This window comes from Francisella orientalis FNO12, from assembly GCF_001042525.2.
Taxonomy (GTDB): domain Bacteria; phylum Pseudomonadota; class Gammaproteobacteria; order Francisellales; family Francisellaceae; genus Francisella; species Francisella orientalis.
Window position 1 is genome coordinate 888,782 of the sequence record NZ_CP011921.2, and the last position, 14,378, is coordinate 903,159.

Consider the following 14,378-nt stretch of genomic DNA (forward strand, 5'->3'; position numbering starts at 1 on the left):
ATGAAAGTAGGATTTATAATAGATAACTTAAACTCTTTTAATATTTCAAAAGATAGCACATATATGATGCTACAAGCAGCTCAAGATAAAGGCTGGGAAATTTATACTTTTTATTTGAATGATTTATCTATAATTAATGGTAATCCTAAAGGTGATGCGCTTAAGATAAAAATCCATAAAGCAAAGGAATCTTGGTATGAAATATTATCTCAACATCATGATTTATCGCTGTTAGATCTTGATTGTATTTTTATGCGTAAAGACCCGCCATTTAATATGGAATATATATATGTGACATATATGCTTGATTTGGCGAAAAAATATGGAGTATTAATCGTAAATAATCCACAAGCACTTAGAGATTTTAATGAGAAAGTAGCTATTTCAAATTATCCTAAATTTGCACCAAATACTTTGATAACTAGAAGCTATAAACAGATTAATCAGTTTTACGCAGAGCATAAAGATATTATTGTTAAACCTCTTGATGGAATGGGTGGCAGCTCTATCTTTAGGATTAAAGATGGCGACAAAAACAAGAACGTCATCCTTGAAACGCTAACTCATCATGAAACCAGATATATAATGGTACAAGATTATCAAGAAGCAATAAAAGATAGTGATAAGAGAATTCTGATAGTCAATGGAGAGCCTATTAAGTATCTTTTAGCTAGGATTCCTAGTGATAGTGATAATCGTGGTAACTTGGCAGCTGGAGCTAGAGCTGAAGTAAGAGAACTTCAGGAGCAAGACTATAAAATAGCTAAAAAAGTTGCTAAAAAACTAAAAAAAGAAGGGGTAATGTTTGCTGGTTTAGATGTGATAGGAGATAAACTAACTGAAGTTAACATTACTAGTCCAACAGGTATTCAAGAGATCTATAAAGCTACCAAAGTTAATGCTGCAAGCTTACTAATGCAAGAAGTCGAGAAAAAAATAAATAAAATGAGACAGGAACAAGAACATGGAGAATAAAATTAACTCACAAAGTTTATTCGAAGAGGCCTTACAATATATACCTGGTGGAGTCAACTCTCCAGTTAGAGCGTTTAAAAGTGTTGGGCAAGAATTTCCAAGATTCATAAAATCAGCGAAAGGTGCTTATTTATATGATGTTGATTGGAACAAATATATAGATTATATCGGATCATGGGGACCAATGATTTTAGGTCATGGTGATGATGATGTTCTTGAAGCTATACAATGTCAGTTTAAAAATGGTCTAAGTTATGGAGCTCCATGCAAGCAAGAAGTTGAACTAGCTAAAAAAATAATTGAACTTATGCCAAATATTAAACAAGTTAGATTCGTAAATTCCGGTACTGAAGCGACAATGAGTGCTATTAGATTAGCAAGAGCATATACAGGTAGAAATAAAATTATCAAATTTGAAGGTTGCTATCATGGACATGCAGATGAGTTTCTTGTGGCTGCTGGATCTGGAGCACTATCATTAGGACAGCCAAATTCTCCGGGTGTACCAGAAGATGTTGTCAAAGATACTCTAGTTGCTAGCTTCAATGATATAGAGTCTATAAAATATCTCTTTGAAAAGTACAAAGATGAAATCGCTTGTATAATAGTTGAGCCTATTGCAGGTAATATGAATATGATTTTCCCACAAAATGATTTCTTAGCTAAGCTTAGATCAGTTTGTGATGAAAATAATAGCTTACTTATCTTTGATGAAGTGATGACTGGTTTTAGAGTTGCATTAGGTGGTGCTCAAAGTATTTATGATGTTAAGCCTGATTTGACAACATTAGGTAAAGTGATTGGTGGTGGTATGCCAGTAGGTGCTTTTGGAGGTCGCAAAGAAATTATGCAAAAAGTATCTCCAGCTGGATCGGTATATCAAGCAGGTACTTTATCAGGGAATCCAATTGCTATGGTAGCTGGTATCAAAACATTAGAAAAAGTTTCACAAGAGGAATTTTTTATTAAATTAGAAGCTAAAGCTAAACAATTAGTTGATGGATTAAATGAGGCTGCTAGAGTTTATGATTTTAATTTCCATGCGAAATATTTAGGTGGAATGTTTGGACTATTTTTCTGTAGTGAAAAGGTTGCTGTTGATACATTTACAGATTTAGGTAAAACTAATCTTAAAATGTTTAATCAATATTTTGCATATATGCTTGATAATGGCGTATATTTAGCACCATCTGCTTATGAAGCAGGTTTTATATCAATTGCTCATAGTGATGAAGATATCGAAAAAACTATTTGTCTTACTAAAAAGTTCTTCCAAGAAAATCAAAGTTAATTAATCCCAATGAATAACAAATTTAAAGATATTTTGCTAATTTTAGCTACAATGGTTGTAGCTTTTTGTATGTATGGCGTAGCTAATTTTTATGCTCCTGATGAAACTAGATATTCTGAAGTAGCAAGAGAGATGCTTGCAAATCATAACTTTATAGTTCCATATATAGATGGAATAATATTTTTTCATAAGCCTCCGCTAGTATATTGGATTACTTGTATATTTATGAGCATATTTGGCGATAATACATGGGGAGCAAGACTTGTAAATCCTGTATTACTAGGCATATGTTTAATTTTTACATATATCGCAGTACGCAAAGTATTAGATTGCCGTCAAACAGCATTATTATCAGTAGGAGTAAGTCTAAGTACAGTTTTATTTCTATTTGTTGGTAGATATCTGAACATGGACTTGGCTATAGCAGTATTTTTAAATATGACTATGCTTAGTTATTGGGTAAGCCTTAAATATGATCATGACTACAAGAAAAGTACATATTGGCTTATTTTAGCATTTATATTTGCTGGATTAGCTGTTATGACTAAGGGACTAATGGGAATAGTTTTTCCTATGGCTATAGTAGGTTTATATTCTGTTATCATGAGACAGTATAAAAGGCTACTTGATATTAGGCTTTATCTTGGTTTAGTAATTGTAGCAGTCATTTCGTTACCATGGATATTTGCAGTTGAACAGTACCATCCTAATTTTGCTTATTATTATATAGTAGTGCAACAAATACTTAGATTCTCAACAGATGAGCAAAATAGAGAAGTTTCTAAAATTATTTATTTGTTAGCAATTATGGGGGCTTTTTTCCCTTGGACTCTATTTTTGCCTAAAGTACTTAAAAGCTTCTTTTCAAAAAAAGCCTTCGAAAATCGTAAGCAAAGTTCAGATAAGTGGTTTTTATTTATTTGGGCGACATTTATATTTATATTTTTTGGAATCTCTAAGTCTTTCTTATTTGGCTATTTAGCACCATTAATCCTACCATTATCAATACTTGTAGCTATTTACTTTAAAAGCATAGATTTACAAAAATTTGATAAGTGGGATGAGATAAATTTTAAATTTATTATCTTTATTTTTGCTCTGCTTTCTATTGTAGCTATAGCTCTTTTATGCCTTCCTCAGTATTGGATTTTTGGCTATAAATATTTCTTAATATTATTAGCAATTGCAATAATAGCCACTGTAATCACAATCAAATTAATCAAAGAATTAAACACTTTTTCAGTAAATAAATTAGTTGCTTATACTTGTATTATGATGATGACTGTTGCAAATTTGGGTTATGTACTAGGAGATTATTTTGATACAAGCTCTAAATATAAGACAGCTCAAGAAGTATCTAAAATATATCAGAAATATCCAAATGCTCAAGTTTTTGAGAGTGATCGCTTTTATGACATTATTTTCTACACTAAACGTAATGTAATTATTATAAATGATGAAGGTGAGTTAGATGATGTTAGAGAGTTCCCTAAATCAAATGTGGATAAATATTTAATGAAATTTGATAAATTTGTTAAGTATTGGAATAACTCAAATCAGCTAAACATTCTTGTAGTAAAAGATAAACCTAAAGAGCATAGCCCTCTAGCTTTTGATAACTATAAAAAACAACTTAATCCAAGTAAGTTCTATGTAATCTCTAGTCAAGATAATGCGACGATAGTTGCTAGTGAAGATATAAAAATATAGTCTAAAGATTTATTCACTATTTTGATTTAAGGTACAATATTGCATATATCAATAAATCTATAGTCACTCAATCGTGCTATAAAATCATTGCTTGCTTGATTTAGTATAAATTTGAGTTTACAGTTTTGTATTAATGGACAGGTTGCTTTATCTTTGTCAAAGCATTCTACAATGTTCATCGGTTCTAGTTCTTTAACAATAGTTGATAATTTAATATTGTATGTAGCTTGCGAAATTGATACACCACCAAATCTACCTTTATATGATTCTATATAGTTCAGATTGGATAATTTATTAATGATTTTAGTAGCATGATTAAGTTTAATGTCTAATATTTCTACGAGATCTTTAGTTTTATATTTTTGTTTAGGATTTGATCCTAAAATTATTAATATTCTAAGAGAGTAATCAGTAAAAGAAGTTAAATTCATACAAAATATTTTAGTAAAGATATTTTCAAAGTATAGGATAAATTTGCATAAATTATAATATGTATATATAATGCATATTATAATTTGAGTATATGGAGATAGCTTATGTTAAACCAAAAGAATATAGATACAATAAAAGCAACAATCTCTGTTTTAGAAGAAAATGGAGTTGCTTTAACTAGACATTTCTATGATAGAATGTTTAGACATAATCCTGAAGTTAAAAAGTTTTTTAATACCTCAAGACAAAAAAACTCATCTCAACCAGAAGCTTTAGCTGCAGCAATTTTGGCTTATGCAAAAAATATTGAGAATCTTGAAGTTTTATGTGATGCAGTAGAGCTAATAGCTCAAAAACATGCATCATTACAAATCAAAGCAGAGCATTATCCAATAGTAGGGTCTAACTTAATCGAATCGATCAAAGAAGTCCTAGACTTAAATGATAATGATGACATAGTTATAGCTTGGACAGAAGCCTATAATTTATTAGCTGAAATTTTGATTAATCGTGAAAAGAGTATATATAAAGAGAATTTAGAGCATTATGGTTGGGATAATTTTAAAGAGTTTGAGGTAACCAAAAAAGAAAAAGAGAGTATAAATACATATTCTTTTTATTTAAAAAATAATCTTTTTAAAAGATATGATTTTAAATCAGGGCAATATATTACAGTTAGAATTCCATGTAATGGAACTACTACTATGAGAAATTATAGTATTTCTTCAGCTATTGGTGAAGATTATATAAGAATAACTGTTAAAAGGGAGGGGCAAGGTTATGTATCTCAATACCTATCGCAAGAGATAAAAGTGGGTGATAAAATAGAAATAGCGCCTCCTTGTGGTGAATTTTTCTTGGATATAAATAAAAATCTTGATAAGCCGATAGTTTTAATTTCAGCAGGAATAGGTATTGCGCCTTTAATGAGTATGCTTTTATCAGAGCTAAAAACACAAAATCAAAGACAGATACTTTTTGTCTGTGGTAAAAAAAATAAAAATGAACATCCTTTTGCTAAACTGTTAGAAAAACTATCAAGTGAAAACCCAAGACTTAAAACTATTTTCTTTTATGAAGATAATTCTGGGTCTGACGCAAAGCAAGGGCTAGTTTGTATAGATACTGTGCAACAACACCTCAGTGAAGATAAAAATGATACTCAATACTTCTTTTGTGGGCCTAAAGATTTTATGCTTTCTATACATGAAAAGTTATTAAAAAATGGTGTTAGAGAAAAAAATATTCACTATGAATTCTTTGGCTCAAAAACAGTTTAAGATATTAAATCTGAACAGGTAATTTTCCTGTTGGAATATTACCACTAAAAATATTTTCTAATGCTGCTTGAATATTAATCTTTAGTGAAGTCTTTGTATAGTTTGTCTGATCCATAGAAGTTGCACTATAAATACAAACATAATTAATAATATTATCGATATAGTTAATATCATAAGGAGTAAGTGCTGCGATATTTATAGTTTGCTCTGGCTTTATAGAAGTTACATAACTATAAGCCTTATTGTATTCACGCAGGTTTGCCGAAATTAGCAAAATTATATCAGCATTTTTGATACCTGTTTTTATATTTTGATTATTAATATTTTCAGAGTTTATAATAGTAGTAGAGTTATTTTTTGATACTATCTTTTGTAACTCATTATGAAAATCTGCCATACGTTGGTTATCACTATCTACAATCAAGATATTTTTTAGCTTATTGAGATCGCATGGAATAATTCCTGAATTTTTGACTACAGTTGTACTTTGCTTGGCTATATCTAAAGATATCTTTTGATGTTTACTACAATTAACTATTTGATTAGCATATTTTAATTGCTCATCTTGTGAGAACTTGAATATTAAACTTTCATCGAGTTTATGTTTTGCTTTGAAATCAATAATACTCGTGTAAGCATTATTAACCGCATTAGCAAAATTAGGATTTTGATTATATTCTTTTTCTAGTTCACAAAAAAGCTCTTCTAATTTATAAAGATCATTTTCTGACCATACTCGAACAGGCATTAATAAAATATCTATACCAGCTAAGATAGCTAATTTAGAAGCTTCAATAGTTCCAAAGTGTTTAGCAATAGCATGCATGTCCATAGCATCTGACACTACTAGACCATCAAATTTCATTTGCTGTTTTAGTAATTTAGTTATTATCTTGTAAGAAAGAGTAGTTGATACATAAATATTCTCGCTTGTTGAAACTGATTGATACTGAGTATCATCTAGGGCTGGAACACTAATATGAGCTGTCATTATCATACTACAATCTCTAGCATGCTTTCTAAAAGGTAACAATTCTGTAGTATCTAATTCTTCTAAAGTTTTATCTAAGATTACATTACCTAAATGACTATCTGTTGCAGTATCACCATGACCAGGAAAGTGCTTAATACAGTCTATGATTTTAGCATCATGATAACCATTTATAGCATTTTTGGCATAGTCAGTAACTACATTGGGATTATCTGAGTAAGACCTTACACCAATAATAGGATTGTTTTTGTTAGAGTTGACATCTACAGCTGGAGCAAAATTAATATTGATACCTAAAGAATATAATTCATCACCAATTATTTTAGCCATAGTATAAGCATTACTAGGATTATCTGTCGCAGCTAGTGCCATATTACCGCAGCCACTAGTACCTTGTTGTAAGCGATTAACTCTACCACCTTCTTGATCTATAGCGAAAAATATTGGTGTATTGGTATTAGCTTGAAGATCTCTTAATAGAGAGATAACTTGCTCATTATCTTGAATATTATCTCTAAAAAGGATAAAACCGCCTAGATTATAATCTTTAAAGATCTTATTGACGATATCATTAGTTTTTGTAAAAGGTATACGTTGATTATTTGAATCTTCAACCCAATAGCGAAAATCCAACATAATTAGTTGACCTAGTTTTTGTCTTATATTTGAGTTTGTAGGCATCTACAGTTTTAGAATAAAATTAATATGAAAGTAAATATATCATAGAAGTATTAGCTTTGTTTATACTCCCCAACCATGACTTACCAAAATTTTCTGACCAGTTAATGCATTTGTTTTAAATTTAGGCTATATGCGGGAGTATTATTTATATTTTGTATGAGTATAGCAATATCTTTAGGTAGTTATTACTCACATGATTTAATTACAAGTTCACTTATACTATTATGATTTTCTTTTTTAATTGGCTACACCGCAAAATCAGATTTGGTTTTTGCTAATGGCATACTCTTTATTGCTGATATGTATATTATAGGAACTGGATTTAATGCTGACATTACTGATTCAATACTCATTGGATTATCTACACTAATAGGAGCATTAGCATTTATAATAGTTTTGGTAGTTATTCTAAAAAAATAAGTATAAAAGATGCTCTTGATGATAATTATAGAAGTATAAGAATACTACCAGATATAGATTCTACTATTTATGCAATTAGTTTATCACTTAGTTTAATTATAGGTAATTTTATATCAATTTACTTTGACATTGAAATAGGGTACTGGATACCTATGACAGTTTTATTAATATTTAAACCGGATGTAATTAGATCATCTACAGCTATTAAGCATCGTTTGATAGGTACTTATAATAGGGTCATTATTTGCCATACCTTTAGCTATTTATTTATCAAATGCTTACATTATTTGGATGATTTTGTTTATAACAACATTTTTTACTATATGCTGTATCATTAAGCATTATGGAAGCTATGTATTCTTTTTGACAATATTTATTGCAATGCTCTTAAAACTAGTACATTTATCTGGGTATGAGATAAGTTTATCTAGACTAATTTATACTGTTATAGGTATAGTTATAGTAGCTACAATAATCATACTATCAAAAAATATAAGAACAATTTTAAAAAGAATCTAGGAAAGTACTACTTAAGATAATCAAAAACTACTTCACCAAAACCTAATGTAACATCAGCAATAAAGTGAGAACCTTTAAGAATTTCTAAGACTGGTAAATGATGAAGAGCTGCTTGAACATGATTAAATACTTGTAAATCTACAGGTCCAGTCCATGCACCTTTTACAGTTACATCTTTAACATGGTATTTAACAAGTTCACAAATACTAACATCTTTACCATTAACATGCGGTATGGTTTTAAGTAAGAAGTTAGGAGTTTCTTCTAGTGCTTTTTTGATAGCATCTTTATCAATTTCTTGATATTTATATCCCATTCTTCCAAAAGCTACATCAACACTGTTATATTTTACTGTACCTAGTAACGTATCAGAATCTACTGTAAGAGTAGGGTGAGCATATTTTTTTGGAAAGCCCCATATTTCACGTCCTGTAGCGATTTACGGTAAATTATCCAATAGCATAATATGGGAATATAAGCCTTTCTTACCCTCAAATTCAACTTCGATAAGTTGACCAGCTTCATTAAAGCTACCAAAACCATTCGCATCATGCATTTTCATAAATTCAAATTTTACTAGGCCAGTTGCTTTAAGAGGCTCAGGTACATATTTTTTTAGGACTTCTGTATCTGCTATATAGTCGATTATGAAATATTCTCTATTCGTGAATTTATAAGCTATTCTATTTGCTGTAGGCGATACTAGTGGCATCGAAAAAACATTTTTTAACATCTTCTATTTTCATTTAGATCTCCAGAATTGTTTTGTTCTAGTTAACATTATAAGCTTTAATATTTTTTTAGTAATAGTAATAACTCAAAGATGCTTGATTAAAAGCATATTTACTATTTTTTTGAATTAAAAATACTCTATAAAAATATCTATTTAATAGTATAACGTTGAATTATGTATTATATTTGATAAAGTAAGCTTTTGATTATCTTATGCTTTTATTAAGTGGTAATTTAAGGCTATAGGTTTATACTTAGAAATTTTTTGAGGCAAATTTTATGAAAAAAAATTACTTAATAGTATCTGTGGTGATTATTGGATTTTTTGCTGTATCATTTGTGACTAATATTTTAGGCCTATAATCCCAGATACAACTAATGATCTACATTTGACACTTTCGCAAGCTGGAGTTTTACCGTTTGCATTTTTTTATAGCTTACATTATTTCAATTCCTGCAGGCTATGCGCTAGAGAAATATGGATCTAAGAAGATGATCTTACTTGCTTTTTTATTGGGCTTTTTGGGTTCAGTTTTATTCTGTCTAAAAGTTAGCTATCTTACTTATATCGTAAGTTTATTTACAGTTGGTACAACTGCTGCGATATTACAAGTTGCTTTTTGGCCTCTATTAAGAGTTGCTGGTGGTGAGGAGAATTACTAATTTTTCTCTGTATTACAGCAAGTATTTTTTGGAGGAGCATCATTTGTTAGTCCATTTGTACTATCGTATCTAGTTATAAATCTTCCATATTCTGGAGATAGTAATTATTTTTTACTATTTTTAAATAAGCAACAGGGACAAGCTTTAGTTAGGTTGCTATCTATTGGTTTAATGCCATTGTAATGTTTTTATTAGTGATATTTATTGCTTCAATTAAGTTTCCAAAAGTTGAATTAAAAGATGATGAAAAATTAGAAGGTTTTGCTACTGTGTTGCATCTTTTAAAGGATAAAGTCGTAATAATATATTTCTTAGCGATCTTTGCTTATGTTGGTCAAGAGCAAGGAATTAGTGTCTGGATTTCTAAATTCTTAAATGACTGTCATGGCTTTAATACCGAAACTGTAGGTAATACCACAGTAGCATTATTCTGGATCATGTAATGTATTGGCGGTATTTTTAGGATAGTTTTATTGAAGCTATATAATGTCAAAAATATTTTGAAAGTATTTCTAATCTTACAACTAATATCATTGTCTCTAGCATTGTTTGGATCAGCTACTATGGCTTTGATATTCTTCCCTGCTTGTGGTTTCTTGACATCGATAATGTATGGAGGAGTTTTCTCATTAGGAATGAACTCTTTAAAATCACATCATGGGACAGTCTCTGGGATATTCTGTACGGGGATAATCGGTGGTGCTATAGTGACATTAGTAGTTGGTAATATTGGAGATATCTTAGGCTTAAGAATAGGAATGTGTTTTGTATAGTATATCTAACTATAATATATATTTTATATGTAGCTATAACAGCTAAGCCATTAATTGATAATAAAACTATAAAACTAATAGAATTATTTAAAAAATAAGTTGAAGTGATATGAGTAAAGAAATTCAAATTAAGAATAGAACTGTGGTTGGTGTTGATATCGGCGGCACTAAAGTGAATGCAGGTAGAGTATGTGGAGAAAACTTATTAGATTCTTACTTGAGCAAAATCTCGCCAGATGCAGAACATAATGCTCAATCTGTTATTGATGTTGTCATAAATACCATAGCAAAAGTTTTCACTTCTGAAGTAGAGGGCATAGGCGTTGGGATTCCTAGTGTTGCAGATCGAGAAAAGGGAATTGTATATGATGTGCAAAATATCAAATCATGGCAAGAGATTCATCTAAAAGAAATACTAGAGGTAAAGTTTAAAGTACCAGTTTTTATAGATAATGATGCTAATTATTTTGCTATAGGTCAAAGACTATATGGTAAGGGCAAAGAACATGAAAATTTCGTTGGTATTACAATAGGTACGGGTATTGGTGGTGGTATTATCAATAAAGGCTCTTTACTAAAAGACTCCAATTGCGGAGCAGGAGAATTTGGTATGTTGCCATATTTAGATGGAATCATGGAGGATTATTGTAGTGGCCAATTCTTTATAAAAAAGATAGGTATTGAAGGTATAGAGATCCTTAAACGTGCAAGAAATAATGATAGTGATGCTATAGACATCTATAAGCAATTCGGTAAACATCTTGGAGTTGCAATAAAGTCTATTATGTATACTTTAGATCCAGAGGTGATAATAATTGTAGGATCAATAATGTTAGCTAGAGAGTTTTTTGAAAAAGTAATGTGGGATGAGATTAAAACATTTGCCTTTACTCAGTCGGCTAAAAAATTAAAATAGAATGGTCAGAAACCGAAGGTGATTTTCAGGTTTTTGGTGCTGCAGCTGTTTATTTGGATAGAAGCAGTAATTTATGATTTTGTTAAAAGAGCAAGGTTAAATGAACAAAACTCAACAACAAATATTAACCTTTTTAGATGATGAAAAATATGTAAGTGGTGAAGATATTGCTCAAAAGTTAGGTATATCAAGGGCGGCTATTTCTAAAAATATCAAAGCACTTAAAGACAACTATCAAATAACAGTTTCTTCTAACTCAAGAGTTGGATATCGACTCCAAGAAAAATTAGATCTAATAAAAGTTGATGAACTAGCTAAAGTTTTTAATAATATAAATTATTTTTATTCTATAGATTCAACATCAAAATATGCAATAGAAAATCAAGCTAAATATAGTGAGAATGCAATTTTTATCTCAGAATTTCAAACAGATGGATTTGGACGATTTAAGCGTAAATGGATTTCACCATTTGGTAAAAATATATACTGTACTATGCTTGAAATAGTTGAGCTAGACATATCGAAACTTAATGGATTATCCTTAGTTGTAGGAATCAGTATTGCAAGAGTTCTAAAAAATATTAACTTAGATGCTAAATTAAAATGGCCTAATGATATCTATGTAGATGATAAAAAGATAGCAGGTATTATTATAAATGTTAGTGCTGAAATTAATGGTAGAGCAAAGCTATTTATTGGTTTTGGTATAAATGTTAATATGCAATATAATGAACAAATCTCCAAAAATTGGACATCAATAAAACTACAATCGCAACGCCATGCAAATCGAACTAACTTAACTATACAAATTATCAAAGCTATTAAAGAAGATTTAGCAGTTTTCATTAATAAAGGTTTTACATATTTTAAAATGGATTTGAATCACTTAACTATCTAAAAGATAAAGAGTTTTCATTGGCTTTAGTTGATAAAACTTATAATAATTGTAACTATGTTGGCTTAGCAAATAATATTTATATTATTTTTCATGAGATAATGACCGGAGTAGGGCGACTGGGTAAATTTTTTGCTTATGAATATCTTGATATTAAGCCTGATTTTTTTGTGTGTATCAAAAGGATTAACCTCTAGGATTATACCTTTTAGTATTGTTTTGACAAAAAATCAATATTACGAAATGTTTTATGATGATGAGTTAACTAAAGCTTTTTTACATTCACATACTCACAGTGGCAATGTTTTAGGTGCTGTAGTAGCAAATGCAGTATTGGATATATTTGAAGAAGACCATATACTTAATAATGTTAAGGATCTTGAAAAACAATTTGGTGAATCTTTTCTTGAGCTACAAGAGCAATTACCCATTATAAAAAATATCAGAGGTATTGGAGCTGTTATAGCAGCAGATTTAAATATTAATAAAAAAAGAGCTGGCTTAGATGTCTATCGAGAAGCTATAAAATTAGGAGCATTATTAAGACCATTAGGAAATACTATCTACTGGCTACCACCACTAAATAGTACACAACAAGAAATTGAGTCGTTAAAGAGTGCAACAAGACAGTCTATATTAAATGCATTTGGCTAAGTTACTTTTTACGATTATTAAAATACTCGCTATCTGCAATATATATAGTTTTGGTTGCTTCAGCATAGATGTTATTATCAGTATCTTCATAGCAGACTGGTAAGCTAATTACAGATTTATTTTTAGTTATAACATCTTGTTTTATTTTATTGATAATTTCTTGTGAGAGTAGAAATCTTGCATAAACATGATGCGTAATTGGTCTAAGATAATCAATATTTGCTGATAAATCCCAAACTACATAATCATCATCAAGAATATTACATAACTGTAATGGATAAATTGGATCTAGCGATGAGTATATAGCCCCACCAAAACCAGTACCATAATAGTTTTTGGTATTATCTGTTAAATTAAATCTTAGATGTACTTCCAAAAAGTCATTCGAGACAAAAACTATCTCTCCACCAGTTGCAACAAAAGCAGGCAAATCATTGAATTTTTTAATAAGTTTTTCTGATTTTTCGCCAGGTTTTTTATCAGTTTTAAAAATTGGAGTCATATATCTAACCAATATCTATCGTTTATTTATAAACTCAATTACTTTGTCTAAAGCTATTTTAGGATTTTCAAATGGAACTACACCGAGTCCTCCTATAAAACCATGATACATCTCGTCATCATAGTGAGTTTCGACATAAGTACCTTGTTGTTTTAGTTTTTCTTCATAAGCATAAATTCCATCTATAAGGATATCATGAGCAGCTGCTACAATTAATGTATCAGGTTGTTTTGTATCTTTATAAAATAGTGGGGAGATTGTAGGTTGTCTAAGTTTTTTAGGCTTTGACATGACATTTTCGCCTATATATCCTTTTAGAAAAAGCTCACACCATTCGGTAGTTAAGTGATATTTATATTCATCAAATTTAGTATTGCTATCATATTTAGTATACATATCAACAGCAGGATAAATTAAAATTTGTGCTTTTGGCATATTTTCTTGGCGCTCGTGACATATAATAGTTACAAGATTTCCACCAGCACTATCACCCATTACAAAGATATTTTCAGTAGATAAATTAAACTTAGTAATATTTTCATAAAGCCAGTCATAAGCATATAGTGCATGATTAACAGCTGCAGGATGCTTGTGTTCAGGACCCAAGCCATACTCTAACGAGAAAATATTTAAATTTCCTTGGTCACATAAATATCTACATACATGATCATAAGTATCTATAGAGCTCAAACACCAACCACCACCATGAATAAAAAGTACAGCTTTATCAGATGCTTTTTTAGGTTTATAGTGTCTTAATATAGTATTGTTTTGTAACTTAATATCTTCTTCGATAATATCAGGGCGAGGTAGACGTTTAATTTGTGCTAATGAAAGATCTACAAATATCTTACGCTGATCTCTTAAATCTAATTTCTTTATTCTTCTTATTTCAGGAGTATCTAATAGTGACTCTAATGCTGGATGGTATGGCATAATTTTTC

Annotated in this window: 9 protein-coding genes and 5 pseudogenes; 9 read left to right on the top strand and 5 right to left on the bottom strand. The window is 29.9% G+C overall.

The annotated features are described in order from the left end of the window. From gshB to FNO12_RS04565, 3 genes are read left to right on the top strand one after another with little or no spacing between them, the layout of a single operon-like run. Complete coding sequence (gene gshB / locus FNO12_RS04555) at positions 1–975, top strand: glutathione synthase (RefSeq protein ID WP_014715412.1); 975 nt, start codon at positions 1–3, stop codon at positions 973–975. Next, complete coding sequence (hemL, locus tag FNO12_RS04560) at positions 965–2,266, top strand: glutamate-1-semialdehyde 2,1-aminomutase (RefSeq protein ID WP_014715413.1); 1,302 nt, start codon at positions 965–967, stop codon at positions 2,264–2,266. Before gshB ends, hemL begins: the two co-directional genes overlap by 11 nt. Positions 2,267–2,275: 9 nt before the next feature. Next, a complete protein-coding gene (locus FNO12_RS04565) occupies positions 2,276–3,976 on the top strand; it encodes a phospholipid carrier-dependent glycosyltransferase (protein ID WP_014715414.1) in 1,701 nt (566 codons plus the stop codon). 26 nt (positions 3,977–4,002) lie between these two features. Here FNO12_RS04565 and FNO12_RS04570 read toward each other — a convergent pair whose 3' ends face one another. Continuing rightward, the gene (locus tag FNO12_RS04570) at positions 4,003–4,407 is read right to left on the bottom strand and encodes an Rrf2 family transcriptional regulator (RefSeq protein WP_014715415.1); all 405 of its coding nucleotides are present in this window, start codon (positions 4,405–4,407) and stop codon (positions 4,003–4,005) included. 105 nt (positions 4,408–4,512) lie between these two features. Between FNO12_RS04570 and hmpA the strand changes: the two genes are divergently transcribed. After that, positions 4,513–5,688, top strand: a complete 1,176-nt coding sequence (gene hmpA, locus FNO12_RS04575; RefSeq protein ID WP_014715416.1) for an NO-inducible flavohemoprotein — start codon at positions 4,513–4,515, stop codon at positions 5,686–5,688. A 4-nt stretch (positions 5,689–5,692) separates the two neighbouring features. Here hmpA and FNO12_RS04580 read toward each other — a convergent pair whose 3' ends face one another. After that, positions 5,693–7,360: a glycoside hydrolase family 3 protein gene (locus FNO12_RS04580; protein WP_014715417.1), complete on the bottom strand. Its 1,668-nt coding sequence runs from the start codon at positions 7,358–7,360 to the stop codon at positions 5,693–5,695. 705 nt (positions 7,361–8,065) lie between these two features. On the opposite strand from FNO12_RS04580, the gene FNO12_RS10475 reads away from it, so the two are divergent. Then, complete coding sequence (locus tag FNO12_RS10475; protein WP_231138801.1) at positions 8,066–8,299, top strand: FUSC family protein; 234 nt, start codon at positions 8,066–8,068, stop codon at positions 8,297–8,299. 7 nt (positions 8,300–8,306) lie between these two features. Here FNO12_RS10475 and FNO12_RS04590 read toward each other — a convergent pair. Continuing rightward, positions 8,307–9,032, bottom strand: a pseudogene (locus tag FNO12_RS04590) (acetoacetate decarboxylase). Positions 9,033–9,310: 278 nt separating this feature from the next. Between FNO12_RS04590 and FNO12_RS04595 the strand changes: the two are divergent. The 4 pseudogenes from FNO12_RS04595 to FNO12_RS09810 form a co-directional block, all read left to right on the top strand. Continuing rightward, positions 9,311–10,575 (top strand): annotated as a pseudogene (locus FNO12_RS04595) (sugar MFS transporter). A 1-nt stretch (position 10,576) separates the two neighbouring features. After that, positions 10,577–11,460: pseudogene (locus FNO12_RS04600) on the top strand (ROK family protein). A gap of 23 nt (positions 11,461–11,483) precedes the next feature. Further along, positions 11,484–12,355 (top strand): annotated as a pseudogene (locus tag FNO12_RS04605) (biotin--[acetyl-CoA-carboxylase] ligase); the annotation flags it as partial. Next, positions 12,350–12,932: pseudogene (locus tag FNO12_RS09810) on the top strand (aminotransferase class III-fold pyridoxal phosphate-dependent enzyme); the annotation flags it as partial. The pseudogenes FNO12_RS04605 and FNO12_RS09810, both read left to right, overlap by 6 nt. Position 12,933: 1 nt before the next feature. Here the strand turns inward: FNO12_RS09810 and FNO12_RS04610 are convergent. After that, positions 12,934–13,434: a PaaI family thioesterase gene (locus tag FNO12_RS04610; protein WP_014715420.1), complete on the bottom strand. Its 501-nt coding sequence runs from the start codon at positions 13,432–13,434 to the stop codon at positions 12,934–12,936. 15 nt (positions 13,435–13,449) lie between these two features. Next, positions 13,450–14,370: a pimeloyl-ACP methyl ester esterase BioJ gene (bioJ, locus tag FNO12_RS04615; protein ID WP_014715421.1), complete on the bottom strand. Its 921-nt coding sequence runs from the start codon at positions 14,368–14,370 to the stop codon at positions 13,450–13,452. Between the last annotated feature and the right edge of the window lie 8 nt (positions 14,371–14,378).

Excerpts from the sequence above, each read along its gene's own strand:
- gshB (WP_014715412.1), top strand. The coding sequence starts at position 1 with ATGAAAGTAGGATTTATAATAGATAACTTAAACTCTTTTAATATTTCA.
- hemL (WP_014715413.1), top strand. The coding sequence starts at position 965 with ATGGAGAATAAAATTAACTCACAAAGTTTATTCGAAGAGGCCTTACAA.
- FNO12_RS04565 (WP_014715414.1), top strand. The coding sequence starts at position 2,276 with ATGAATAACAAATTTAAAGATATTTTGCTAATTTTAGCTACAATGGTT.
- FNO12_RS04570 (WP_014715415.1), bottom strand. The coding sequence starts at position 4,407 with ATGAATTTAACTTCTTTTACTGATTACTCTCTTAGAATATTAATAATT.
- hmpA (WP_014715416.1), top strand. The coding sequence starts at position 4,513 with ATGTTAAACCAAAAGAATATAGATACAATAAAAGCAACAATCTCTGTT.
- FNO12_RS04580 (WP_014715417.1), bottom strand. The coding sequence starts at position 7,360 with ATGCCTACAAACTCAAATATAAGACAAAAACTAGGTCAACTAATTATG.
- FNO12_RS04610 (WP_014715420.1), bottom strand. The coding sequence starts at position 13,434 with ATGACTCCAATTTTTAAAACTGATAAAAAACCTGGCGAAAAATCAGAA.
- bioJ (WP_014715421.1), bottom strand. The coding sequence starts at position 14,370 with ATGCCATACCATCCAGCATTAGAGTCACTATTAGATACTCCTGAAATA.